Annotated in this window: 24 protein-coding genes; 14 read left to right on the forward strand and 10 right to left on the reverse strand. The window is 39.1% G+C overall.

The features are described 5' to 3' along the window. Positions 1–32: 32 nt before the first annotated feature. Positions 33–380, reverse strand: a complete 348-nt coding sequence (locus G3341_RS04995) for a YacC family pilotin-like protein (RefSeq protein ID WP_154622590.1) — start codon at positions 378–380, stop codon at positions 33–35. Between the two features lie 247 nt (positions 381–627). On the opposite strand from G3341_RS04995, the gene cueO reads away from it, so the two are divergent. Further along, entirely contained in the window at positions 628–2,250 is a 1,623-nt protein-coding gene (gene cueO, locus G3341_RS05000; RefSeq protein WP_163860826.1) for a multicopper oxidase CueO, read from the forward strand. A 189-nt stretch (positions 2,251–2,439) separates the two neighbouring features. Here the strand turns inward: cueO and G3341_RS05005 are convergent, their stop codons facing one another. After that, complete coding sequence (locus G3341_RS05005; RefSeq protein WP_154622588.1) at positions 2,440–2,976, reverse strand: hypothetical protein; 537 nt, start codon at positions 2,974–2,976, stop codon at positions 2,440–2,442. Between the two features lie 357 nt (positions 2,977–3,333). Between G3341_RS05005 and hpt the strand changes: the two genes are divergently transcribed. Then, positions 3,334–3,870 carry a hypoxanthine phosphoribosyltransferase gene (gene hpt, locus G3341_RS05010; RefSeq protein WP_154622716.1) on the forward strand — a complete coding sequence of 179 codons (537 nt, stop codon included), beginning with the start codon at positions 3,334–3,336 and terminating at the stop codon, positions 3,868–3,870. Between the two features lie 122 nt (positions 3,871–3,992). Here hpt and can read toward each other — a convergent pair whose 3' ends face one another. Then, positions 3,993–4,646: a carbonate dehydratase gene (gene can / locus G3341_RS05015; RefSeq protein WP_154622715.1), complete on the reverse strand. Its 654-nt coding sequence runs from the start codon at positions 4,644–4,646 to the stop codon at positions 3,993–3,995. A gap of 258 nt (positions 4,647–4,904) precedes the next feature. Between can and G3341_RS05020 the strand changes: the two genes are divergently transcribed. The 12 genes from G3341_RS05020 (at position 4,905) to G3341_RS05075 (ending at position 19,002) form a co-directional block, all read left to right on the forward strand. After that, complete coding sequence (locus tag G3341_RS05020) at positions 4,905–5,846, forward strand: ABC transporter ATP-binding protein (protein ID WP_154622524.1); 942 nt, start codon at positions 4,905–4,907, stop codon at positions 5,844–5,846. Further along, positions 5,843–6,613, forward strand: a complete 771-nt coding sequence (locus G3341_RS05025; RefSeq protein ID WP_154622523.1) for an ABC transporter permease — start codon at positions 5,843–5,845, stop codon at positions 6,611–6,613. Before G3341_RS05020 ends, G3341_RS05025 begins: the two co-directional genes overlap by 4 nt. A gap of 758 nt (positions 6,614–7,371) precedes the next feature. Then, a complete protein-coding gene (locus tag G3341_RS05030) occupies positions 7,372–7,923 on the forward strand; it encodes a fimbrial protein (protein WP_163860827.1) in 552 nt (183 codons plus the stop codon). Positions 7,924–8,059: 136 nt separating this feature from the next. Continuing rightward, the gene (locus G3341_RS05035) at positions 8,060–8,740 is read left to right on the forward strand and encodes a fimbrial biogenesis chaperone (protein ID WP_154624219.1); all 681 of its coding nucleotides are present in this window, start codon (positions 8,060–8,062) and stop codon (positions 8,738–8,740) included. A gap of 33 nt (positions 8,741–8,773) precedes the next feature. Continuing rightward, a complete protein-coding gene (locus G3341_RS05040) occupies positions 8,774–11,344 on the forward strand; it encodes a fimbria/pilus outer membrane usher protein (protein WP_163860828.1) in 2,571 nt (856 codons plus the stop codon). Between the two features lie 10 nt (positions 11,345–11,354). Next, positions 11,355–12,419, forward strand: a complete 1,065-nt coding sequence (locus G3341_RS05045) for a fimbrial protein (RefSeq protein WP_154624217.1) — start codon at positions 11,355–11,357, stop codon at positions 12,417–12,419. Positions 12,420–12,431: 12 nt separating this feature from the next. Beyond that, positions 12,432–12,983 (forward strand): fimbrial protein, encoded by a 552-nt coding sequence (locus G3341_RS05050; RefSeq protein ID WP_154624216.1) that lies wholly within the window; start codon positions 12,432–12,434, stop codon positions 12,981–12,983. Between the two features lies 1 nt (position 12,984). After that, entirely contained in the window at positions 12,985–13,527 is a 543-nt protein-coding gene (locus G3341_RS05055) for a fimbrial protein (RefSeq protein WP_154624215.1), read from the forward strand. 573 nt (positions 13,528–14,100) lie between these two features. Then, positions 14,101–14,676, forward strand: coding sequence for a fimbrial protein (locus G3341_RS05060; RefSeq protein WP_154635637.1), 576 nt, complete (start codon positions 14,101–14,103; stop codon positions 14,674–14,676). A gap of 70 nt (positions 14,677–14,746) precedes the next feature. Continuing rightward, on the forward strand, positions 14,747–15,421 hold the full coding sequence (locus tag G3341_RS05065; protein WP_230086010.1) for a fimbrial biogenesis chaperone: 675 nt from the start codon (positions 14,747–14,749) through the stop codon (positions 15,419–15,421). A gap of 27 nt (positions 15,422–15,448) precedes the next feature. Next, positions 15,449–17,944, forward strand: coding sequence for a fimbria/pilus outer membrane usher protein (locus G3341_RS05070; RefSeq protein ID WP_154635639.1), 2,496 nt, complete (start codon positions 15,449–15,451; stop codon positions 17,942–17,944). A gap of 14 nt (positions 17,945–17,958) precedes the next feature. Further along, on the forward strand, positions 17,959–19,002 hold the full coding sequence (locus G3341_RS05075; protein WP_154622208.1) for a fimbrial protein: 1,044 nt from the start codon (positions 17,959–17,961) through the stop codon (positions 19,000–19,002). A 66-nt stretch (positions 19,003–19,068) separates the two neighbouring features. Here the strand turns inward: G3341_RS05075 and panD are convergent, their stop codons facing one another. The 7 genes from panD to dksA all read right to left on the reverse strand — a co-directional run bounded on the left by panD (position 19,069) and on the right by dksA (position 24,802). Next, positions 19,069–19,449: an aspartate 1-decarboxylase gene (gene panD / locus G3341_RS05080; protein ID WP_154622207.1), complete on the reverse strand. Its 381-nt coding sequence runs from the start codon at positions 19,447–19,449 to the stop codon at positions 19,069–19,071. Positions 19,450–19,496: 47 nt separating this feature from the next. Beyond that, positions 19,497–20,360 carry a pantoate--beta-alanine ligase gene (gene panC / locus G3341_RS05085; RefSeq protein ID WP_154622206.1) on the reverse strand — a complete coding sequence of 288 codons (864 nt, stop codon included), beginning with the start codon at positions 20,358–20,360 and terminating at the stop codon, positions 19,497–19,499. A gap of 33 nt (positions 20,361–20,393) precedes the next feature. Next, positions 20,394–21,185 (reverse strand): 3-methyl-2-oxobutanoate hydroxymethyltransferase, encoded by a 792-nt coding sequence (gene panB / locus G3341_RS05090; protein WP_163860829.1) that lies wholly within the window; start codon positions 21,183–21,185, stop codon positions 20,394–20,396. Positions 21,186–21,243: 58 nt separating this feature from the next. Further along, positions 21,244–21,735 carry a 2-amino-4-hydroxy-6-hydroxymethyldihydropteridine diphosphokinase gene (folK, locus tag G3341_RS05095; RefSeq protein ID WP_154622204.1) on the reverse strand — a complete coding sequence of 164 codons (492 nt, stop codon included), beginning with the start codon at positions 21,733–21,735 and terminating at the stop codon, positions 21,244–21,246. 1 nt (position 21,736) lies between these two features. Next, positions 21,737–23,086, reverse strand: a complete 1,350-nt coding sequence (gene pcnB / locus G3341_RS05100) for a polynucleotide adenylyltransferase PcnB (protein ID WP_208852759.1) — start codon at positions 23,084–23,086, stop codon at positions 21,737–21,739. Positions 23,087–23,393: 307 nt separating this feature from the next. Continuing rightward, on the reverse strand, positions 23,394–24,284 hold the full coding sequence (gene gluQRS / locus G3341_RS05105) for a tRNA glutamyl-Q(34) synthetase GluQRS (protein ID WP_154622203.1): 891 nt from the start codon (positions 24,282–24,284) through the stop codon (positions 23,394–23,396). 62 nt (positions 24,285–24,346) lie between these two features. After that, positions 24,347–24,802: an RNA polymerase-binding protein DksA gene (gene dksA / locus G3341_RS05110; RefSeq protein WP_004922522.1), complete on the reverse strand. Its 456-nt coding sequence runs from the start codon at positions 24,800–24,802 to the stop codon at positions 24,347–24,349. Positions 24,803–24,871: the final 69 nt, after the last annotated feature.

The raw sequence follows: 24,871 nt of genomic DNA on the forward strand, positions 1-24,871 counted from the left end.
TAATGATAACTCCCCTAGTGAAGGGGAGGGAATTATTTCACATAAGCAAACAAGCCTAATGAATCCCGGGCAAGAGATTGGCACTTAAATTCTTGTGATAGCGGGATACCTTTTAGGTCGTTGTAGCTTTCTTTGTTGAGCATGGTCATCTTGTGAGAATCGTAATCACCAAGATCCCATTTATTACTACGGGCAAAATAGACAATTGCGCGCTCAATTTCCCTATCAGGGATTTGTGAATAGCCACAATCATATTTTAGGTAGATAAAAACCGCCGTCAGATCGGCAAGATCTTCAGCTTCATTGGGGGTCAGTGCTCTGGCAGAATGTGTTATCCCTAACAGAGTAATGATGTAAAAAATCACAGTAAATTTGCGCATTCAATATTCTATCTGTTTTTTATGTCAAGTAACGTTAACATAATAATAGAATTGTTAGTCAAGTATATTTTTCTTAAATAAGTGTAATATACCCCTAACAACCCTATGGTTTCCTTGACCTTCCTGTAAGGGGAAGCTTTATCATTTTTAGATATTAAACCATATTTTGGCTCTAAACGGTAATAGCCTACAGTGCCATAGAATTTTTACTCGGTTTTTAATTTGATAAATAAAAGGAAGGTTATCAATGTTACGTCGCGATTTCATTAAGCTAAGTGCTATCGCTTATGCTGCAAGTGCACTGCCTGTGTGGAGCCGTATCGCTGTGGCTGCCGACAATTACCCGACACTGGCTATCCCACCTCTGATAGAACCTGATGCGCAAGGTAATCTTCAACTTGCGATTAAACAAGGGGTTTCTCAATTTGTTCCGGGTAAGAAAACAACAACGTGGGGGTATAACGGGGATCTACTCGGGCCAGCACTTAGCTTGAAAAATGGTCAAAACGTCAATATTCATATCGCTAATCAATTACCGGAAGAGACGACCGTTCACTGGCATGGCCTTGAAATATCAGGAGAACAGGATGGTGGACCGCAGGCAATTATTAAGCCGGGAGCTAGCCGCAAAGTTAATTTCACTGTAGATCAACCAGAAGCCACTTGTTGGTTCCACCCTCATACACACGGAAAAACAGGCCATCAAGTCGCCATGGGGCTTGCGGGTCTGGTTATCATTAAAGATGAGCAAAGCAATAAGCATGGATTGCCGAGTACCTGGGGCGTTGATGATATCCCTGTGATTTTACAGGACAAGCGTCTTAAGGATGATGGACAAATTGATTATCAATTAGATGTGATGAGCGCAGCGGTAGGTTGGTTTGGTGATCTCATGTTAACCAATGGTGCGGTATTCCCTAAGCACGTCGCGCCGAAAGGTTGGTTACGTTTCAGACTACTTAATGGCTGTAACGCACGTAGCTTGAATATCTCAACGAGTGATGGCCGCAAAATGTATGTGGTGGCGAGTGATGGTGGATTACTTGCGGAACCTATCGCAGTCACAGAGTTGCCGATTCTTATGGGGGAGAGGTTTGAAATCTTAATTGATGCAACGGATGGCCGCTCTTTCGATTTAGTGACATTACCGGTTAATCAAATGGGAATGACGCTTGCACCATTTGATCAACCTTTACCTGTACTGCATGTCGAAACCACGATGAGTGCGAGTGAGGGGCAGCTACCGACTCAGTTGGCAAGTTTACCAGCACTGCCTTCATTAGCTGGATTAACTCGTCGTCGTTTCCATTTAATGATGGATATGCGTTTGGATATGCAAGGTATGATGATGCTACGTGAGCGCTATGGTGACCAAGCTATGGGCAATATGGGGGGCCATGGTGGCATGATGCAAGGTCATATGATGCAGAACAGTGGTATGGATCATGGCAATATGGGCCATGGTAATATGGGGGGAATACGTAATAGTGGCGGCCATTGTGGAACAAATTCAGGTGAGCTAGATATATACAACGCCAATACGATTAATGGACAAGCCTTTTCTATGACAGAAGCAGCCTTTGATGCTGCCATGAATCGACAAGAGATATGGGTGATTTCGGGTCGTGGGGATATGATGTTGCATCCATTCCATGTTCATGGGACACGTTTCCGTATATTGAAAGAGAATGGTAGAGCCGTGGAACCACACAGACAAGGTTGGAAGGATATCGTTAAGGTTGAAGGCCAAGTCAGTGAGGTATTAGTTGAATTCAAACATCCCGCCACTAAACAGCATCCTTATATGGCTCATTGCCATTTATTAGAGCATGAAGATACAGGCATGATGATGGGATTCACTGTTAGCTAACAGGCTAACGGTTCATTAATTGTTGAGTATGTTAGGGGCTGACTATTGTGGATACTGTTAGCCCTTAACAATTAGAAAGTGAACAATAAAGCCATTTGGTTGTTGTTATTATTTATAGCTTATACGGCATGGTCTGTGGCACTGCGATGAGAGTGAAAATAGGCATGTCACTCATTAGGTCAATAATGGTTATTTGGGTAAAGGGTAGCGTAACGCAATTTCTGGTGTATTAGCGAGGATCCTACCGGAATGAAGACAAAGGTAACAAGCAATCTCTTCAGCACTGAATTCATCGTCTATCTCTTCATTGTTAAACCATTCATCTGGCCAATAAATCAAATCTGAAGCATTTGCATTGGGAAAATTGATATCTAGCAATTCCAATGCATGGCCTTGCTCTGCTTCGCTTCCTTTCGCACTGCAAATAAAATCGACAATCATGACAAGCTCATCGAACTTAAGGTCATCAATATAGGAGGATTGAAGGAGTGCGGAGCAGATAAAGTCTTGTTCGCTGATCCATGAAGGGTAATCTCTAAACTCATGAAATTCGAAAGTCCTGACTGCAATTTCATTCCATTGTGAAATGTGTTTTTGTACAGTTATATCGCATTCATTACGCTGATGGTGTTGGATTTCATGTGTGATTAGTTCTAATAGCGTTTTCAGGCGAGCAATCTTCTGTTTCTGGGGTTTTTGAGGGGCTAATCTTTGTGGTAAAGGCATCAACAATTTCCTTTTTGAGTTTGTGAGCTTTTATTTTATTCATTAAATAACGTTATCAATAGCCTTAAATTTCTCTTTTCTTGACGTTAATCGAAATTTATATCCAATTGTTTTGTAATTATTTATTTTGTTTTTGATGATTTTTATATCAATGTGTTTTGAATATCATTCTACGTATTTGATAAAATTTATAACAAGTCACAGGATCCTCTTTTACGACAAATGGTGAGTTCTGTTATACTTGCTGAAAATTTTGTTCTCATATTTTGTATGTTATTACTTTTTCGTTCTTAAATGTGCGAATTCTTTGATATGAAATATGATTTTTAGTATTGAAAACAAATAGGTATTGGTAAATTGAAACATACTCTTGAAGTTATGATCTCTGAAGAAGAGCTCAGCCAGCGAGTCAGTGAACTTGCTGAAAAAATTAGTGAGCATTATAAAAATATTGAAGGCGAGCTGGTATTAGTCGGCTTGTTAAAAGGCTCCTTTATTTTTATGGCTGACTTATGTCGTAAAATTGACGCGCCTCATGAAGTCGACTTCATGACTGTTTCAAGTTATGGCAATGCGATGAATTCAAGTCGTGATGTTAAGATAGTCAAAGATTTAGATGAAGATATTCGTGGAAAGCATGTTTTGATTGTCGAAGATATCATTGATTCAGGTAATACCTTAAATAAGGTGCGCGAAATTTTTGAGTTGCGTGGTCCAAAATCAGTGGCTATCTGTACGCTACTCGATAAACCATCACGCCGTGAAGTGGATGTGCCAGTTGAATGGATTGGCTATTCGATTGAAGATAAATTTGTGGTGGGTTATGGCATCGATTACGCGCAGCAATATCGTCATTTACCCTATATTGGTCACGTTACACTGATCGAAGAGTAATCACTCACGCTACTCGTCATACGGCGCACAACAATCTTGGTGTTAGTACTCACTTGTACGAGTTACCTCATAAAAAGGGCTGTTCTGATAAACAGCCCTTTTCGTTAGCTAAAGCATAAAACTTATTTTTTGTTTGTCAGTTTGGCGATAGCTTCACGATAGCACAATTCAAGTCTTTCTCGACTATCCGCTGTTGTGTGTAGGTCATGCAAGCGACCATTGTTGATACCGTAAACCCAACCATGGATCATCACTTTTTGCCCGCGTTTCCAAGCTGACTGCATAATGGTTGAATGACCAAGGTTATAAACTTGCTCAACAACGTTTAGTTCACATAACCGATTTAAACGTTCACAAGGTTTTAGTTCACCGAGCATCGAGCTATGTCGGTACCAAATATCACGGATATGCAGTAGCCAGTTATTGATTAAGCCAAGCTCTGTATTGTCAACAGCAGCCTCAATACCACCACATCCATAGTGGCCGCAGATGATAATATGCTCAACCTGAAGAACATCAACAGCGTATTGGATGACCGATAAGCAGTTTAGGTCAGTGTGAATAACTAAGTTAGCAACATTACGGTGAACGAAAAGATCACCTGGCGCCGCATTAATTAATTTTTCAGCAGGTACTCGGCTGTCTGAACACCCTATCCATAAGAATCTTGGCTTTTGAGCTTTAGATAACTCTTTAAAGAATTCAGGATTTTTTTCATTTACAGAAGCTGACCATGCTTCGTTGTTAGCAAACAGCTCTTCAATTTTTCTCATCATGACGTATAGCCTAGTTGTGTTACTTTACGGTAAAATCTTATACAACATTTATTTATTAATTAATATTCAGTTATATTAATTTTTACATTCCTATGATGCATATTTCATTCTGATTAGACAATATTGATATAGCTAACCAATTGAATTAGCTAGCATATACCTATTTTCTCTTTTCTGCATAACAGTGATCAGGAAAAAATGGCATCATAGTATTATATTGCTCCTAAACCTACCCAAGAATAAAGGTGTTTTTTAAATATGACTTACGCACTTGAGTTATCGCAGCTAACCAAAACCTATTCCGGTGGGGTGAAAGCCTTACGAGGGATTGACCTAAGCGTAGAAGATGGTGACTTTTATGCGTTACTTGGCCCTAATGGCGCGGGTAAGTCCACCACAATAGGAATCATTAGCTCATTGGTCAATAAAACGAGTGGGTCTGTTAAGGTTTTTGGTTATGATTTAGACAAACAAGTCGTGCAAGCCAAACAACAACTAGGATTGGTTCCTCAAGAATTTAATTTTAACCCTTTCGAATCGGTGTTACAGATAGTATTGAATCAAGCTGGCTATTACGGTGTTCCTCGTGCAGTCGCGCATCAACGTGCCCAAACATACCTAACTCAGCTGGATTTATGGGAAAAACGTAATGAGCGTGCTCGTAATTTATCAGGGGGGATGAAACGCCGCTTAATGATTGCACGAGCTTTGATGCATGAACCTAAGTTATTAATTTTAGATGAACCTACAGCAGGGGTCGATATTGAATTACGTCGCTCTATGTGGAGTTTTTTGAAAAAGCTTAATGCTCAAGGCACGACGATTATTTTGACGACACATTATCTTGAAGAAGCTGAAATGCTTTGCCGCAATATCGGCATTATTCAACACGGCGAACTGGTTGAGAACACCAGTATGAAGCAGTTATTAAGTCAGTTGGAATCAGAAACGTTTATTTTTGATTTGGGAACGAGAAGCCCAATACCTGATCTGAAGGGATATGAGACGCGTTTACTGGATACATCCACTTTAGAAGTGGATGTCAAAAGAGAGCAAGGGCTTAACGGCGTATTTAGCCAGCTTAATGAACAAGGTGTGGAAATTTTGAGCATGCGCAATAAAGCCAATCGATTGGAAGAACTTTTTGTGAATTTAGTCAAAAAAGACAGTGATGCTACGCATATGGAGGAAGCACAATGATTTCTCTGTATTGGGTTGCATTAAAAACTATTTGGATAAAAGAGGTGACCCGTTTTGGTCGCATATGGGTACAAACGTTATTACCGCCAGTCATTACCATGTCTCTCTATTTTGTTATTTTTGGGAACCTGATCGGTTCGCGAATTGGTGATATGGGCGGGGTGGACTATATGCAGTTTATTGTCCCCGGTTTGATTATGATGGCCGTAATCACCAATTCCTACTCCAATGTTTGTTCCTCGTTTTTTGGTTCTAAGTTCCAGAAAAATATTGAAGAGTTGCTTGTTGCACCTGTACCAACGCATGTCATTATTGCGGGATTTGTCGGGGGAGGCGTCGCTCGTGGTATTTTAGTTGGATTATTGGTGACTATCGTTTCGCTATTTTTTATCCCTCTACAAGTGCATTCTTGGGGAATGGTCGTCATCACGTTGCTATTAACGGCAATAGTTTTCTCACTTGCAGGCTTATTGAATGCTATTTTTGCGAAAACATTTGATGATATTAGTATCGTTCCTACGTTTGTGTTGACGCCGTTAACCTATTTAGGGGGGGTCTTCTATTCGCTTTCATTATTGCCGCCGTTTTGGCAGGCCGTATCAAAATTAAACCCAATTGTTTATATGATTAGTGGCTTTAGGTACGGTTTTTTAGGCATTGCGGATGTATCAATTGCAGTGACATTAGGCGTGTTGCTGGTCTTTTTGATTGTTTTTTATGCGCTGACTTGGTATTTAATTGAACAGGGTCGCGGCTTAAGAAGCTAATAACATCGTTTTATTCTATAAAAGTTCAATAATACAGCCTCCTAATAGTTGAGAATCAATTGTTTGGAGGCTTATTTTTTGTACACTACTCGATATTTAAAGCCCTATTTATCGCTGTGTGAATGTTGATATTTAACCAAAACCAATGACTGTTAAATATACACAGAAAATTTTAAGTGTTTTTACTTATTTAATCTCTCTCAAAAATAGTGCCCTACAGAAATAATAACATCCATTAATAAGAAAAATAAAAATAATGATGCATTGGCTATGTGTGTTCAAATGTAACGAACAAAAAAAATTAGAAGAATTTAAATATTAAATTTAAGTTTATTTTCGAGCTAACAAAAATTATTTTCCATAAAAAACTTTTGATTATATTGGCTTTTATTTTTTTTGTGAATTATTGCATCTAAAATATCTCTTTTGTTGGTGTAATATAGGGTAATATTGCGTTACATTTATGTATTTTTAGATAATATAGATTACGATGGTTGTGGTGGATTATTTGTTTGTGTATTTGTCATTTTTAGGGGTTTAATTTTTATTGTTGTGTTTTGATTTTTGTTTTGTTGGTGTTTTATGGTGACCTATTGCAAATGTTTATTTTTATCGGATAAGCTGGATTTTCAATATAAATTGAATATACTCCATTTAGGTGTTTAGGTATGAAAATAACTTCATTAAACTATGTAATTTCATAGTTATATGGCAATAAAAACTAAGATAATAAATTATATATTTTAGGAGTCATCAAGATGAAACTAAATAAAGTCTTATTAGTTACTTCAGCTATTACTATGTCCTTATTTGTCGGTGCTGCAAATGCCGATGTCACTGATGGTAAAGAAACCGGAACTATTCATTTTAAGGGGCAATTTGTTGATTCTACTTGCTCGATCGAAACAAATAATGAAAATTCTAATGAAGGAACTGTACAATTAGGTACGTGGCTTGTTAGCAATCTGCAAAATGCAAATGAGACAACAACACCAACAAAATTTGTGATCGCATTGAATGGCTGCCCTGATGTCATTAAAAAAGCCAAAATCACTTTCTCTGGTACAGCTAACGCAACAAACCCTAGCTTATATAAAACGACAACAGATGTAGGCGCTGGAATTGGTATTACCCATAATGAGAGTGATGCAGCTTATATTACTCCTGGTGAGCCAGCGGGTGAAATTGAACTTACTGGTGCAAGTAATAGCGGAGAAAAAGCGTACTACGCGCGTTATGTCACAACAGAGGCCGCTAAAGCGGGCGCAGCTAACGCAGATGTTACTGTCACTATTTCCTATAACCAATAATGCAAGATGAATAGCCATTATTAATGTGGGAGATTGTTCCCACATTAATTTAACCATGTCGAATAAGCATTAACGGAGTTAGGTTGGTTTTCCGCTAACCATTGAGTAAATTTACTCCGTATTTATAGGATATGTTATGTTTAAAATAGTAATATCAGCGGTTGTTGCATTTTTTTTGATGATGACGCAAGCATATGCAAGTGTTGTTCTTGGTGGTACCCGCGTTATTTATGATGCAAACAGCAAAGAAGCTTCAATTTCTGTACGTAATAATGACAAACGCCCTTACTTGATCCAATCATGGATTGATAACTTTGAGGGACAAAATCAAGCCAAATTACCTTTTGTAATAACACCACCATTATTTCGTATCGAACCAGAATCAACTAACTCTTTGCGGATTGTCTATACAGGCAAAGATCTTCCCGAAGATAGAGAGTCTATTTTTTGGCTAAATGTAAAATCCATTCCCCCAACGGATCCAAAAGCAAAAAATAACTTAACTATTTCAATTAACAATAGAATTAAATTAATTTATCGCCCTAAATCTTTATTTAACTCAGACGCCGAAAACGCCTATAAAAAAGTCACATTTGAAAGAAATGGCAATATGTTAGTGGGCAAAAATCCAACACCTTATTATGTGTCTTTCAGTGATTTGCAGGTAGGAAATAAGTCTATCAATGAACCCGCGATGCTTCCTCCTATGGGTGAACAATCATGGAATATTTCCGGTGCACAAGGTAATAAAGTTATGTGGAAGGCAGTGTCTGATGCGGGCGCTATTACCGATAGCCAAGAGCAAACACTAAAATAATAAAAACCATATCAGGTATGGAATTTTGCCACTATGCTAATTTTTAGAGAAAAAGCGTTAATACAACAAAATTTAGTGTCCATATTTGAATTTAGAAAGATGAATCCTCATTTGTTTGGCAAATTTATCGCGAGCTTAACAATACCGGTGAGTGTGGTATTTGTCTCGGGAGCTTTTGCTGATGACTACTTCAGCCCGCATTCATTAACCCCTGTTAATGGACAAGATGTTGCTGAATTACAAAGCTTAGAGCAATTCTCGACACCGGGTGGGCAGAAGGCAGGGGAATATCATGTCGATATCATACTAAATGGGCTGAAAGTCGGCTCTGAATCCCTTATGTTTATTAATAATGGGGAAAATCACAAACTCGTCCCTGTTTTAACTAAAAGTGAACTAGAAAATTGGGGGGTGGATGTAAAACATATCGCTAGTTTTGATAAATTATCAGATGATCAGCCCATTGATGATATTTCTCATTATATACCAGATGCTTATACACGGCTTCAATTAACCCAGCAGAAGCTGATGATATCTGTTCCGCAAATAGCGATGAGCAAAAAAGCGTCAGGTACGGTTGATCCTAGCTTATGGAATGATGGTATTCCTGCACTGGTACTGAGCTATTTCTATCGAGGCTCTAATACATGGTATAAATCCTCCAGTGCGGACAGCTCTTCCCATTATGTTAATTTACGTAGTGGGCTAAATATTGGTCCTTGGCGTTTAAAAAATTATTCGACCTATTCTTATCAGGATAATCGAAGCCAATGGCAAAATATCGAAACCTATCTTGAACGTGGTATTAATTCAATAAAATCCCAATTAACGATTGGGGATACCTCAACACCGAGTGATATATTTGATGGTTTTCAATTTCGCGGGATAAAACTGGCCTCTGATGAATCAATGATCCCCAGCTCATTGCGGGGTTTTGCGCCGATAATTAGGGGAATAGCACAAAGCAATGCTGAAGTGACCATCAAACAAAATGACTACATTATTTACCAATCCTATGTATCACCAGGCCCATTTGAAATTAATGACCTTTACTCAACGGGAACCAGTGGCGACTTAACCGTGACAGTCAAAGAAGCGGATGGCAGTGAACGCTCGTTTGTTGTTCCCTTTTCCTCTCTCGCGATTATGCAACGTGAAGGGCAATTTAAATATTCGGTAACTGGGGGGAAATTTAAACAAAATAGCAGTAGTAAAGAACCTAATTTTGCGCAAATGACGGCTATTTATGGTTTACCAAAAGGGGTCACAGCTTACGGTGGTGGACTGTTTTCAGACGATTATCAATCATACGCAGCGGGTTTGGGGTTAAATTTAGGCTATGTAGGCGCGTTATCAGCAGATGTTACTCAAGCAAAAACAAAATTTTCACAATTTAATCATCAACGAAAAACGGGGCAGTCATACCGTTTTCAATATACTAAAAATATGTTGTCGACAGGTACAACATTAACTTTTGCGGGTTACCGTTATTCAACTGAGGGTTTTTATACTTTCTCAGAGGCCAATTCAAACAATTATAATGACCGCCTGTATAACAAAAAAAATCGTTATCAAGCCATGATTAACCAAAGTTTAGGGGACTATGGCAATATTTATGCCTCTGCTTACCAGCAGGATTTTTGGAATCAACGAGGGCAAGAGCGTACGGTAAATACAGGCTATAGCAATAGCCACAAAGGTTATTTATACACATTTAACTATAGTTACTCGGATTTTGCAGGCAATAACAAAGCTGATCATCAATTTGTCTTTTCCTTAAGTATACCTCTTAGTAGATCTGCTTTTGGTGATAGCATGCTAAATATGTCTATGAGTAGTAATAACCATGGCGATAGCAATTATATGGCCGGTTTAAGCGGCTCATTGTTAGAAGATAAGAACCTAAACTATTCCGTTCAGCAGTCGTATGGTAATCGTAACCAGCGAGCCCAAGGTAATGCATCATTATCCTATAAAAGTGGTTATGGGATAGCGAATGCCGGTTATAGTTATGACCGATTTTCACAGCGCGCTAATTACGGTTTAAATGGCGCCATTGTTGTACATTCTGACGGCGTGACATTATCACAACCTATTTATGACTCGTTCGCTATTGTTAAAGCGCCAGGAGCAGAAGGCGTTAAAATTCAAAATAAAACAGGGATTCGTACCGATAGCCGTGGCTATGCGATCGTCCCTTATTTAAATGCCTACGCACAGAATGAAATTTCATTAGATACAACCTCATTACCGGATAATGTTGACCTACAAAAAAATTCAGCCACGCTAATACCGACAAAAGGTGCGGCTATGCTAGCAGAGTTTAAAACTTACACAGGATATCGGATTTTATTCAATGTTTCCTATCATGCTAGAGCGATTCCTTTTGGTTCAGTTGGGCAATTAGTTTCGGATCACCCTGAAATCAGTAGCAGTGGCATTGTTGGCGATAATGGCGATATTTATCTAAGTGGCATGCCAGAAAAAGGGAAAATCCATATTAAATGGGGGAATCATTCTAACGAGCAATGTACAGCACATTACCAATTGAATGATAAAGAAAAGCAAATGCCAGTCGCATCATTACAGATAATATGTGAATAAAGGGAAACTAATGCATAGATTAATTTCAAAAACACCATTTATCCTGTTTGTGCTGGGATTGCTATTTAGCTGCATGAATATGGCTAGGGCCTCAGATATAAGTCCAGACATTGATATACCAGATTCTAAATTATCTTTTGGTACTGCGGAAGCTGAAATGGCATCAGGAGAAATAATCGGTGAAGGGTGGCAAATCTACTCAGGAATAGCCTGTGACAGTAATCTAAATAATCCTAATGAGAGAGAAAACTTCGAATATTTTATGATACGTGATGGCTCTTCACGAGAGACTGGGCTAACGATAAATTATGATGGCGTGTCATTTCCTGTTTATGCGAGTACTGTTAAAGGAATTGGTTATGCATGGGGGTTTAGGGAAGAAGGCCAACGGAAATGGCAACCCCTCTTACATGGTACTAATGGCCTTAAATATGAAATACATAAGCCGAGCCCTAGATTAAATCTTGAAATTGCTTATGCGCGGGTGAGAGTTGACGGTATTCCCCCTCTTGGAAAGACAAACATTACTCGAGATGCTCGAGCATTTATCCAATGTTATAAAATGGATAACAAAAATATCATTTACTATGGTTATGTCAGTAATGGTTATACTGATTTGACATCAACAGCCTCTACTTGCGAGATTGATACGAGACGATTAAATGTTGACTTGGGTGAACATGACCTTAACGAAGTTAATAAATTATCTACGGGATCACATTTTGGATCAGCGGAAGAAAATGTTGATATGAGATGTAATGCGGGTATTCGGGTGTATGTTTCTATTGGCGAATATGGACGAACCCCGAGTATAGGCCGAGATGTCATTGAGTTAACTGATAATTCTAATTCTCCCGGTTATGGCGTGCAGGTTTTTCATGGGGATGACCCTACGCCATTAAAAATTGGTGGGGACAGCAATGTGATTGGTAAATACCATCGATTTTTATTTCGTTCCGAACAAGGAAATAAGCTTTATAGCGTCCCCTTTATTTTTAAATATATAAAAACAGCTTATACCGTCAAACCTAGTTCTGGAAATGCGGCATTAACAATGACGTTTGTCTATGATTAAGGACCTGATGTCATGAAACAGCGCGATAAATTGATACGTTATTTTCTGACCATGTCGCTGCTTTCCTGCATGGTCAATCATGCCACGGCAATGGTGAATATTCATTATAAAGGGAGTATTAAATACTCCACTTGTGGCATTAAAACACAGAATATCAATGTTGATTTGGGCACATGGCTAACGAAAAGCCAAAATGGTTTTGGCAGTGCACAAAATACCCAATCAGATTGGGTTGAATTTACACTTGAGTTTGAGTGCCCTGACTCAATGAGTCTATTGAATGGCCAATTTCAAGGTGCTTCAGAGTCCAGTGGAAAATATTTATCTCTCGATAAAGGTAATGGTTATTCGACAGGAGCAGCGATTGAAATACAAAGTTATGAAAATGCGTCTCATCGCTGGGTCAATCGAAATATCAATACGCTTTATAACTTCATGAAAAATGAAGCGGTTAATAAAGGTAATACGTCGTTAAAGGTTAGGGCGCGTTATGTTCAAACCAATACTAAGCTTACACAAGGTAAGGCTAATGCGTCGGTTACCTTTGTCGTACAGGCAAATTAATATGGCGATAAAAAAAATACTCGGTATTGCGTTGGTCGGCTTGTTGGGACTGACACTCAATCAAGCGTATGGATATCACACGCTAGTGAATATTACAGGTTCAGTCAAAGCAGCCACCTGTGATCTTACCTCAAAGGAAAGTGAAGATATTAAATTAGGGGATATTTATCTCAGTTCAACAGGATTTGGTGGCAATATTGGTTCTACCAGTGAAAAAAAAGATTGGTCGATTACGTTGAAATGCCCAAGTGATATTCCGGTGATTTTTATACCTGAGGGGAATAGCTATTTAGGGCATTCAAGTGTACTTGCTCTCAACGCAGAAAGCGGCAGTGCGACGGGAGTCGGTATAGAGACTGAATATTTTACAGAAAGTGGTAACTGGAAAGTATTAGAGCTAAACAAACGAAATGAAATCATCAAAACGGTTAAGAAGGATGGTGATATTGCGATTTTAATGCGTGGCTATTATAAGCAAATGGAAGAGAAAGTGACCTCAGGTAGCGCGAATGCATCGATGACAATCGACATTGTTTATCAATAACCATGTATTTGATGATGACGATTCAAACCAAGATAAAGTTTGTGACGCTTATCTTGGTTTTTGTTTTTGGGGTTCACTACAATCATTTGCTGTCGTAATGCGACTGTCAATAATCGTTATTATTAAGGTTACTTAAAGTAAGTGTAAAAAAATAATACAAAAAAGAGTAAAGGTCAGAATATTTATAAGTACAATCCCATATGACTAACATATTGATATTATTCTATTTTTTCAATCCTAACACTTTATGTTTATTTTTTGATGTCGATCAAAAAATAAAAGTCATTTATAACAATGAATTATAGAGTTCTAAAGTATTTTTTAGAGCATCGTAAATTTACATTTAGAAAAATTTACATAAACTCATCATCATTTCTATCCTATATACTCACTTTACTTGTTACTCATAATGTGGGTTACAAGATTTAATAACATTGATTCTTTTTTTTACTCAAAATGCTTTTGAAATTTATCAATTAAGCTTTAGGAGAGTATTGTCTGATGCGCCCTATTAATTCATTGATAAATGACTAATAGAGTTACATTTACTGATAAGAGTATAAAGGTATATTCATGAAAACATTATCAACGAAAAAAATGATTATGGCTGTTATTGCTTCCGCATTTGCATTTTCAGCTACTGCTACAGCAGCAGAACAAAATGGCACAATTTCATTTAAAGGGCTTATTTATAATGCGACTTGTACCATTAACTTAAACGATAGTTATTCACCGAATGCTGAAGTCAAAATGGGACGTTTTGCAACGAGTGAGTTTAGTGATGAAGGTGATGAAGTTGGTGGTACCGGTGGTGATGGTAAATTAAAAGTTGAATTAGTTGATTGCCCAGACCAAGGAACCGTTTCTATTAATTTGACGGGTAATGCAAATCGCTATGATGACACTATTTTAGAATTAGATAATAAAGGTAGTACTAATGTAGCAAAAAATATTGGTATCCGTATTTATCGTGAAGATCAGCCATCTAGAGCTTTAAAAGTCAATGGTAGTAAAAGTGAAGATATTAAAGTGAATGGTTCTAGTTCTGAATGGCGTGGAACTTTCATCGCAAAATACGTTAGTACGGATGATACAGTAGAAGCAGGCCAAGCTAACGCAACATTAAATTATAAAATTACTTATAAATAATTTGCTAACGCAGATTATTAATTATGAATTATTAATCTGCGTTAACTTTTCTATCATGGGGCCTATGTTTATGAAGAAAATAATTTCTGCATTATCGCTATTCTGTGTTTCTATTTCATCAAGCTATGCTGGGTTTGGTTTAGAAACTACTCGTGTGATTTATCATGAAAAAGATAAAAGTGAAGGCGTTGTTGCATTTAATACGGATAAAAATCGGAATTACTTACTTCAATCTTGGGTAGAAGATAAAAAGGGTAATGTAACACAAGATTTCGCGGTAACACCACCATTAGTAAAATTAAGAGCTGAACAAAAAAATACGATTCAGCTAATGAAAGTGTCGACATTACCAAGCGATAAGGAATCATTATATTGGCTTAATGTTAAATTTGTCGCGCCTAGCAGTGAAGATCTAGAACACGTTTTACGTTATTCAATGACAAATAAAATAAAATTAATTTATCGTCCCACAGCATTATCAGATAAAAAAGTAGAAGAGTCAGTAAATGAACTGGCTTGGTCTAAAGCGGCATCAGGTATAAAAGTCAACAACCCGACACCTTTTTATATCAATATAGCGAAACTTAAGGTGAATGGTAAAGAAGTTGAAGCACCAAGTTATTTAGAACCTCGTTCTGAAACGACTATAAATATTCCTAAATTAGGTGCAGGTATGCATACAATTTCTCTGAACTATATCAATGATTATGGTAAAGGGTTAGATAGCAGTTATACGATAAAATAATAATCTCAAAAAGCTGAGTAAAGGCCTATGAATCGTTTTTTTTATAAAAAATATCCATGCTCGCCTATTGTTATGGCTGTTTTATTTGCATCATATTCATTAGATATGCGTGCTGCTGATTACTATCCACCTAGCTTATTAAATATAGCAGGAATGGGAACACAGCTCACGAATGAAGACTTGGATGTTTTCAGAGAAAATGATATTTCACCAGGGAAATATCATGTGAAGTTTTTTATTAATAATAATTTAGTTTTTACTAAAGATATCAATTTTGTCATGATGTCTACTGCGAATGGCGGTGAACAGCTAACACCTTGCTTTAGTTTTTCTGAGTGGGAAAGTTTTGGTATTGATTTCCAGTCACAGATAAAAGATGAGCAGCAATGTTTTAATATTAATGATATTGAATATGTTAGCCATTATCTTGATTTAAATACCAAAGTTTTTTCATTAACTGTTCCTCAGTTAATGATTAATAAACAGCGTATCAAGCAAATAGAAGAAGAACAGTGGGATAATGGTATTCCAGCGATATTCGTTAATTATTCATTTTCAGCATTTAACACTTATGAAAATGGCAAAGTTGATGATAATTATTACGGTAATATCCAAAGTAAAGTCAATATAGGTGCGTGGCGTTATCGTAATTATTCAACTTGGTCAAACAATGAGAGAGAAAAAAATAAGTGGAATAGCATCAGTAACACGCTATCAAGAAATATTAATACAATTAAAAGTGAGCTAACACTAGGGAATTTATATACAAACTCACAGCTCTTTGACTCCTTTAAATTTAAAGGGGTTAAGTTAGCGACTGACAGACAAATGGAGTCATACGATTTAACGAATTATGCTCCGAGTGTGAATGGTATTGCCAACTCTGAATCAGTGGTAACCATTGTTCAAAATGGACAGGTTATCTATAAGAAAAGTGTACCAGCAGGACCTTTTGAAATTACTGATTATTACCCAATGAGTAATGGTGGTAATTTGTATGTTACAGTGCAAGAGGCGAGTGGTAACGAAGTGAATTTTATTGTTCCTTTTTCTTCCATTGCGTTTTTAGAAAGAAAAGGAAAGTTAAAATACAGTTTCTCTAGTGGTCAGTATGACGGTAATAACAAAGGTGATGGTCGTTATATTAATGAAGCTGAAGTTTATTATGGGCTGACAGATTTTGTCACAGTTTTTAGTGGCGTATTGTATTCTAAACATTATCAATCTTACGCAATTGGTACGGGTTTTAACTTAGGAAATGTCGGTGCAATTACGACTGATATGGTACATTCTCGCGCTAATGTTGAAAATAAAACGACATTAAGTGGAAATGCGTTTAGAGTTAATTACTCAAAACGTATTGAAATGACCAATACCAGTTTATCATTGGCCGGTTTTCGTCACTTTGATAACAATTTCTTAAATATTGATGATGCATTCTCTTATGAGAATAAAGACCATGGCAGTTATGATAAATTGAAAAATGAATATACTGCATCATTATCTCAGCCAATTTTGGGAAGTGCTAGCTCTATTAACTTAAACACTGTTGTTTATGAATATGCAAGTGGTAATAAACAACAGTCTTATAATGCGGGTTTTAACAGCAATATAGATAAGGTGCATTATAGTGTCTATTACACTTACTCAAAAGGTAGGCAGTTCCAAAATGATAATAAAAGCTCATATAACCTGAGTTTAAATATCAGTGTGCCATTTGATGTATTTGATAATACTGTGTATGTCAATTATGGGATCTCAACAGATGATCAGCATAGGACATCACAAACGGCACGATTAAATGGAAGCTACGGTGAATCATATCGTGGTACTTGGGATATTTATCAAAGTTACAGTAATAAAGGTGTTGGATATTCAGGTGGATTAAGCAGTTCTTATCGCTCTCCTTATGCGGTGGTGAATGCTGGATATGCTTACAACGATAATAACAAAAACTTTAACTATGGTATTAGCGGATCATTAGTTGGTACGCAATATGGCATGGTGCTAGCCCCGTCAATGCAAGATACGAGTGCGTTGATCTTGACGAAAGATGCCGCTGGGGTTGGTGTCATTAATGGACATTCTGTAGAAACTAACTCATCTGGTTTGGCGGTTGTGCCAGGTATTGCTCCGTATCGTAAAAATACATTAGCGATTGATACGAAAACAATTCCTGAGGATACCGAAATTGAGAATAATATTATTAATAATGTTATTCCGACAAAAGGCGCATTAATACTCGCGGATTTTGAAGCGAAGAAAGGCTACAAGTTATTATTTAAGCTACAGCTTCCAATGAATAAAGAATTACCTGTTGGAGCGAAAGCGGTGACAGAAGACGACGCGACTCATTTAGTTTCTAATTTTAATACGCTGTATTTAGTCGCGGATAAACCGAAAGGCCAAATTAAGGTTAATTGGACAAATGATGGTGTTAATGAATCCTGTACTGTGAATTATAACATCGAAAAGGCTATACCAACGAATGGGCTTTATATGCTTAATTCAGAGTGCCGTTAAAAGGAGCACTAGCAATGAAAAAACAAATACATTTAGGTCGTGTTTTGGTACTGAGCTTAATTTTAATGCTCGTTGGTATAAATAAAAGTTTTTCTGCTCAGGACTGTCTCCCTGGCGGGGATGGACAAGATCATTCAGCAATGCGTGCCACGATTGATATTAAATTGAGTGGCGTGATCAAAAAACATGATGAACTTGGGCGCTACACCTTCGAACGTGAGAGTGGGCGTGGTGGTATTGCTCAGTGCGGGCCTGATTCACAAGTTTATGGTTACGCAACGTATGGTGAAGGTAGCGGTATTTATGCTCGATACTATGGGGATATTGACGGTCGACCTGCTTATCATGTTCACGCGGGTGGACCTGCAAATATTGTTTATGTGTTGATTGATAATAGAACCGGACTCCCTTTTCGTAATCGTCCAGGGCAAGAGTTACCCGTACCTGAAGGGTCATTAATGCCACTTGATGCGACAGTTATTTTCTATGCCGCAAAAGATAATCCAACACCGACTACCTTTACTAACTCAGTGATTGGTTCAGTGTTAATTAAACGTTTTGAGTCAGGTGGTGGGTCAACGAAAGTCGGTTTCACTTATCGATTAAAAGGTAAGGTCGAAAGTGCACCCACATCTTGTTCTGCTCAAAATACCGATTTGACGTTTACATTGCCTCGTTTACCCATAACCGCATTTTCGTCAATAGGCTTTCCTTCTCAGTCATCCGCTGTTGAAGAGAATATCAAAATCGTTTGTACGGGAAATGTTTCAGCTAAGATCAAATTGATAGCTAATAAAACCGAAAGTTATGATGGCAAAGATGCGGTTATTAAGATTGATAATGAAGGGCAGGGGAGTAATGCAAGTGGGATTGGTTACGTGGTGAAATCACCATTAAGTAATGATAATGTTTTGGTTAATCAAACGTTCGTTAAATTAGCGGATTTAGAGAAAGGGGAAACGATGGTTCCTCTGAAGGCGGAATATTATCGTTATAGCCATTCGATAAAAGCGGGGAAAGCGGAAGCAACGGCACAATTTGTTTTGCAGTTTGACTAAGCTAATTTGACCACGATGAAAAAGTATAACCCCCAGTGAGTTTCTCATCGCTGGGGGTTAAAGAGATTAAGCGACTTGTACCGGAACGGCTTTAGCTATGCGGCTCATGACGTTATCGCCGTCAAAATAAGCAACCTTTGGTTTATGTTGGCGCGCATCTTCATCGCTAATACTCACATAAGAGCAGATGATCAGCCTATCACCAACCGCAGCGCGGCGAGCAGCTGCGCCATTGACCGAGATAATTTTAGAGCCTCTTTCCCCAGCGATCGCGTAAGTCGAGAAGCGCTCGCCGTTATCAACATTATAGATATCGATAGCTTCGTATTCGAGGATCCCTGCTGCATCCATAAAGTCTTGATCAATCGCACATGATCCTTCGTAGTGAAGGTCGGCTTGTGTTACTTTGACTCGGTGTAACTTACCTTGTAGCATTTTTCTAAACATAATTGTTATCTGCCATCTTAATATTTATGCTGTGTTTGCTTATTTTTTTAAGCTGAAACAGCGGGTAGGTCAACCTGTAAATTATCAATGAGCCGAGTTTGACCTAACCATGCCGCCATTAAAATCACCGCTTTTTTGCTTCTCGCATTGAGTGCGGCGAGTGTCTCTGCATCACGGATAAACAGTTCATCAGGCGTGAAACCTGCTTGCCGTAGTAAATCTTCAGTCTCTTGAAGCAATGTATCAACGGTTTCTGGAGCTGCACTGAGCTTATCTGCCGTTTGTCTCATGATATTGTACAATTGAGGGGCTATTTTTAGCTCTTCAGCGGAAAGGTTATTATTGCGCGAACTGAGTGCCAGGCCATTTTTGGCCCTAACGGTAGGGACAGAGACAATTTGTATATCAAATGAAAGGTCATGTACCATTTTGCGAATCAGTTGTAGTTGTTGATAATCTTTTTCGCCAAAAAACGCTAAATCAGGTTGGACTAAGTTGAAGAGCTTGGTCACGACGGTGGAAACACCACGGAAATGCCCCGGACGGCTAGCACCTTCCAATATTGATGATAATTCAGGTACTTCAACAAAGGTCTGTTGATCCATTCCTTCTGGGTAAAAATCTTTCACTGACGGTGCAAAAACAAGATTGATGTCACGACGTTTCAGTTTCTCACAATCCTCTTGCAGAGTGCGAGGATAGTTGGCTAAATCAGACTGACGATCAAACTGCATGGGATTAACAAAAATACTAACAATAACAATATCGGCTTGTTGTTTTGCCTCATCAATTAAAGTCAGATGCCCATCATGCAGGTTTCCCATGGTTGGTACAAGAGCAATACGTTTACCATCTAGCTTCCAGCGGCGGATTTCACGGCGGAGGATTGGCGACGTTTCGACGATCAGCATGTGTGCATTCCTTATTATTGAGCCATAATGACATTATTCAAACGAGTGAGCTTCACTTGGGTAGATCCCCGCTTCAACTTCTTGAATATATAACCTGATAGCATCTTGCATATTGCCTGCTTGGGCAAGAAAGTTTTTGGCAAATTTAGGTGGGCGAGCTGTGATGCCTAATGCATCATGCATGACGAGAATTTGTCCATCAGTACCACTTCCTGCACCAATGCCAATCACAGGAAGCAGAAGCTCTTCAGTGATGCTGCTCGCAAGTGATGTAGGAACACATTCAAGGACCAAAAGCTGAATGCCTGCATTTTCTAAGGCGATGGCATCTTTCATTAATTGGTTAGCGGTGACCTCATCTCTCCCTTGGACTTTATAACCACCAAGTACATTAACGGCTTGTGGTGTGAGTCCTAAGTGTCCACAAACAGGTACAGAACGTTCACATAGCATCTTGACGGTATCACAAAGCCAACTGCCACCTTCAATTTTTACCATGTTAGCCCCTGCTTGCATTAAAACAGCCGCATTTGCACAGGCTTGCTCTGGTGTTACATAGCTCATGAATGGCATATCTGCGATGATAAATGCGTCAGGAGCACCTTTGCGTACACAGCGAGTATGGTAAGCAATTTGTTCAACAGTAACGGGAAGCGTGCTTGTTTCGCCTTGAACGGTCATGCCCAGAGAGTCACCGACAAGCATGACTTGGATCCCTTGCTCTGCAAATAACTGCGCAAAGCTGGCATCATAGGCCGTGATGGTTGCGAATTTGTGTTTGTCTTTTTTGAACTGACCCAGAGTAGCCAGAGAAATGGGTTTCATTATAATAACCTCCGGAAAAGATCCCACGAATGACCCCTTCTATTAGGAAGGTCACTGTTTAGACGGTGATATCCCAATAAGTGAGGCCGTTACGTGGAACATGTGTGAGCCTTTCTGATAGTTGTTCACCATCAGGAAAAATAAGGTTAGGGGCGATCTCATAGAGCGGATATAACATGAATTCACGCTCTTTTAACCCATAATGAGGTACGGTTAGTCTTGGTGTATTAATAACTTGATGACCGAAAAGCATAATATCGAGATCAAGTGTTCTCGGACCCCAGCGTTCAGCTTTGCGTACTCGACCAAGCTCAAGTTCGATACGTTGTGTATGGTCAAGCAACGTCTCAGGCTCAAGCTCAGTTTCAAGTAGCACCGCTATGTTGAGAAAATCATTTTGATCTTGTGGCCCGAGTGGTTTGGTGCGATAGATAGACGATGTTTTGGCTACACGGCTCTTTGGAATAGCATTTAAAGCTTCAATAGCCTGTTGAGCTTGCTTTAACGGCTCACCAAGGTTACTGCCAATTGCAATATAGACCAATTCCATTCTATGACTCCTGAGTTTTATTAGGCTTACGAGCGCCAGATGAGGATTTACGTGGGCGATGGCGCTTACGCACTGGCGCACTACCTAATTCTGCAATCATTTCACGTTGTTTGGTGTTGTTTGAACGCTGATAATCATCCCACCATATAGCAAGCTCTTGTAGCTCATTTCGACGCTCAACGTTAGCTCTTAATTCTAATAAATCAAATGCAGCACGGAATTTAGGGTGCTCCATTAATTTATTGGCGCGACGCCCTTGACGACGAGGTAGACGTAATTGTAGTTGCCAAATATCACGCATGGTTGTGGTGATCCGTTTTGGTATGGCAATCGAACGGCATTGATCGTCAAGAATATCATTCATCGCGAGTGCAAAGGCATCGTAGTAAGCTAGGCCACCTTCTTGAGATAACTTTTCAGCATGTTCAGTAACCGGATACCATAACATGGCTGAAAACAAAAATGCAGGGTTAACGCGCTTATCATTTTTTAGTCTAAAATCAGTATTTTTGAGCACTTGCTCAATGATTTTTTCCATTGGAGAATCATTGTTACTACTAAAGCGGCTACTAATAACCGGAAAGAGTTGCTCAAATAGATGATACTCTTTTAGCATCTGGTAGGTTGCGTAGCCTTGTCCGGCTTGTAATAGCTTTAATGATTCTTCAAAAAGCCTTGCGGAAGGGATATCGCGTAATAGCGGAGCAAGACGTTCGATAGGTTGAGCCGTTTTTGGCTCAATTCGCATATTGAGTTTACAGGCAAAGCGTACCGCACGTAACATCCTAACAGGATCTTCACGATAGCGCGTTTCAGGATCACCAATTAGGCGGATAATACCCGCTTTAAGATCGTTTAATCCCCCGACATAATCACGAACAGAAAAATCATCGATATTGTAGTAGAGGCTGTTAACAGTAAAATCTCGACGGATAGCATCTTCTTCGATTGAACCGAAAATATTATCGCGTAGCAACATACCATTTTTGGCTTGCTGAGAGAGATTTTTGTCTTCGGATTCATTTTGGTCATGATGGCCGCGGAAAGTCGCCACTTCAATCACTTCAGGCCCAAACATAATATGAGCGAGGCGGAATCGACGACCCACCAACCGACAATTACGGAATAATTTACGAATCTGTTCTGGGGTTGCGTTAGTGGTAATATCGAAATCTTTGGGTTTTTTACCAAGGAGTAAGTCACGCACGCCGCCGCCAACAAGATAGGCTTCAAAACCACTTTTATTTAGGCGATAAAGTACCTTCAAAGCATTATCACTAATATCACTGCGTGAAATAGTATGCTCTGAACGCGGAATTATGGTGATGTTTTCATCCGTATCAGTCGTCATTGTCTCTGGTTTCTCTGCCTGAATGCCGGCACGCTTGGAATGACGAACCGTGGTTTTTGTTTGTTTAGTGTTCTGCTCTACGGACTTTGCTATCGCAGTATCAGAATAAGTGACTGGCCTTTCACCGGCTGCCTGTGCGTCACGCGTGTCCTTGTCATTTCGCGATAAAATATTGCGGCAGAAATTTGCTACTCGGTTAAAAATAGTACACCTCGATATCGTTACTAATATTCATTAAACAAAATAAGCGGCTAATCATAGCCTACTGGCCTTTCTTTGAGAATGCTTAAACGCATAAAAGTCATTTTCAGTTATAAGCATCATCAATAATATCATGAGATGGGATCGCTTTGAGTTGCCATTTATCGGTTGCGATTTTTAAAATCTCACTCGTGCTTAAGTCCCGCCAATGCTCGATTGAAGGCTGATTTAACAACTTTAACGCATGGCATATTACTGGGCGAGGATCTGTCATAGGTAGTGCTGTAGCATGATTTTGCTTTGAGAGCTTATTATTATCATGATTTAGGATTAATGGTAAATGGGCATAATCAGGAATGGGTAATGAAAGATGGTGATATAACGAAATTTGCTGTGAGGTGGCGGGGATGAGATCGGCTCCTCTGATCACTTCCGTGACATTTTGATAGTGGTCATCAACAACCACGACTAAATGATAAGCAAACAAGCCATCTTTTCGATGAATAATAATATCTTCCTCAGCAATATTGGCTTCAGTGTAAATTTCTCCTCTCAATCGATCCGTAAACTGGTAAACAGGGTGGGTTTGTTTTAAGCGAATGGCAGCGTCGTGATTAGGCAGGTACAAATTACGGCAGTGCCCATCATAATGCCCTTGCAGCTCTTTTATGCGTTGACGTGAACAGGTGCAGTAATAACTTTTTCCTTGCTGACGCAGGCTATCTAATGCGGCTCGATAAGCATCATGACGTTTTGATTGATACAGTACAGGCTCATCCCAATACAGTTGGTAATGTTCCAATGTTTTTAAAATGTTTGCAGCAGCTCCAGGCACCTCTCTGGGCGGGTCAATATCGTCAATACGCACTAGCCATTTACCTTGCTGGGCACGAGCTTGCAAATAGCTACCTAAGGCAGTAACAAGAGAGCCAAAGTGAAGATTACCAGAGGGAGAGGGTGCAAAGCGACCAACATAGGATGACGAGGGGATCTTCATTATTAGACTTCCTTATAACGGCGCAATGTGAGGTGCGCCGTTAAGGACTCCATAATTAGCGATTAGCCAGCCATTTGCTTTTCGCGAATTTCTGCTAATGTTTTACAGTCGATACACAAATCTGCGGTAGGGCGGGCTTCCAAACGACGGATACCGATTTCCACTCCACAAGATTCGCAGAAGCCAAAATCATCTTCTTCGACTTTCTTCAACGTTTTCTCGATTTTCTTAATCAACTTACGTTCACGGTCCCGGTTGCGTAATTCAAGGCTGAATTCCTCTTCCTGGGCTGCCCGATCAACAGGATCTGGAAAGTTAGCCGCCTCATCTTGCATATGAGTAACTGTCCGGTCTACTTCATCCCTGAGTTGATTGCGCCATGCTTCGAGAATGAGCTTAAAATGCGCCAACTGGGCTTCGTTCATGTACTCTTCGCCAGCCTTTTCATGATAGGGCTCAACCCCGGCAATGGCGAGAATGCTTAAGGACGATGTCTTACGTTTTTGCCCTTCTTGCATAATGCTTCTCCTACACACGCAAATTTCACAAAACCCCAAAGGGGGAAAAATTAAGGTCGCTATAAATAG

It is taken from the genome of Providencia vermicola (assembly GCF_010748935.1).
In the GTDB taxonomy this organism is placed as follows: domain Bacteria; phylum Pseudomonadota; class Gammaproteobacteria; order Enterobacterales; family Enterobacteriaceae; genus Providencia; species Providencia zhejiangensis.

What these genes read in the sequence shown, in the direction of transcription:
- G3341_RS04995 (WP_154622590.1), bottom strand. Translation starts at nt 380, where the DNA reads ATGCGCAAATTTACTGTGATTTTTTACATCATTACTCTGTTAGGGATA.
- cueO (WP_163860826.1), top strand. Translation starts at nt 628, where the DNA reads ATGTTACGTCGCGATTTCATTAAGCTAAGTGCTATCGCTTATGCTGCA.
- G3341_RS05005 (WP_154622588.1), bottom strand. Translation starts at nt 2,976, where the DNA reads ATGCCTTTACCACAAAGATTAGCCCCTCAAAAACCCCAGAAACAGAAG.
- can (WP_154622715.1), bottom strand. Translation starts at nt 4,646, where the DNA reads ATGATGAGAAAAATTGAAGAGCTGTTTGCTAACAACGAAGCATGGTCA.
- G3341_RS05020 (WP_154622524.1), top strand. Translation starts at nt 4,905, where the DNA reads ATGACTTACGCACTTGAGTTATCGCAGCTAACCAAAACCTATTCCGGT.
- G3341_RS05025 (WP_154622523.1), top strand. Translation starts at nt 5,843, where the DNA reads ATGATTTCTCTGTATTGGGTTGCATTAAAAACTATTTGGATAAAAGAG.
- G3341_RS05030 (WP_163860827.1), top strand. Translation starts at nt 7,372, where the DNA reads ATGAAACTAAATAAAGTCTTATTAGTTACTTCAGCTATTACTATGTCC.
- G3341_RS05035 (WP_154624219.1), top strand. Translation starts at nt 8,060, where the DNA reads ATGTTTAAAATAGTAATATCAGCGGTTGTTGCATTTTTTTTGATGATG.
- G3341_RS05040 (WP_163860828.1), top strand. Translation starts at nt 8,774, where the DNA reads ATGCTAATTTTTAGAGAAAAAGCGTTAATACAACAAAATTTAGTGTCC.
- G3341_RS05045 (WP_154624217.1), top strand. Translation starts at nt 11,355, where the DNA reads ATGCATAGATTAATTTCAAAAACACCATTTATCCTGTTTGTGCTGGGA.
- G3341_RS05050 (WP_154624216.1), top strand. Translation starts at nt 12,432, where the DNA reads ATGAAACAGCGCGATAAATTGATACGTTATTTTCTGACCATGTCGCTG.
- G3341_RS05055 (WP_154624215.1), top strand. Translation starts at nt 12,985, where the DNA reads ATGGCGATAAAAAAAATACTCGGTATTGCGTTGGTCGGCTTGTTGGGA.
- G3341_RS05060 (WP_154635637.1), top strand. Translation starts at nt 14,101, where the DNA reads ATGAAAACATTATCAACGAAAAAAATGATTATGGCTGTTATTGCTTCC.
- G3341_RS05065 (WP_230086010.1), top strand. Translation starts at nt 14,747, where the DNA reads ATGAAGAAAATAATTTCTGCATTATCGCTATTCTGTGTTTCTATTTCA.
- G3341_RS05070 (WP_154635639.1), top strand. Translation starts at nt 15,449, where the DNA reads ATGAATCGTTTTTTTTATAAAAAATATCCATGCTCGCCTATTGTTATG.
- G3341_RS05075 (WP_154622208.1), top strand. Translation starts at nt 17,959, where the DNA reads ATGAAAAAACAAATACATTTAGGTCGTGTTTTGGTACTGAGCTTAATT.
- panD (WP_154622207.1), bottom strand. Translation starts at nt 19,449, where the DNA reads ATGTTTAGAAAAATGCTACAAGGTAAGTTACACCGAGTCAAAGTAACA.
- panC (WP_154622206.1), bottom strand. Translation starts at nt 20,360, where the DNA reads ATGCTGATCGTCGAAACGTCGCCAATCCTCCGCCGTGAAATCCGCCGC.
- panB (WP_163860829.1), bottom strand. Translation starts at nt 21,185, where the DNA reads ATGAAACCCATTTCTCTGGCTACTCTGGGTCAGTTCAAAAAAGACAAA.
- folK (WP_154622204.1), bottom strand. Translation starts at nt 21,735, where the DNA reads ATGGAATTGGTCTATATTGCAATTGGCAGTAACCTTGGTGAGCCGTTA.
- pcnB (WP_208852759.1), bottom strand. Translation starts at nt 23,086, where the DNA reads ATGACGACTGATACGGATGAAAACATCACCATAATTCCGCGTTCAGAG.
- gluQRS (WP_154622203.1), bottom strand. Translation starts at nt 24,284, where the DNA reads ATGAAGATCCCCTCGTCATCCTATGTTGGTCGCTTTGCACCCTCTCCC.
- dksA (WP_004922522.1), bottom strand. Translation starts at nt 24,802, where the DNA reads ATGCAAGAAGGGCAAAAACGTAAGACATCGTCCTTAAGCATTCTCGCC.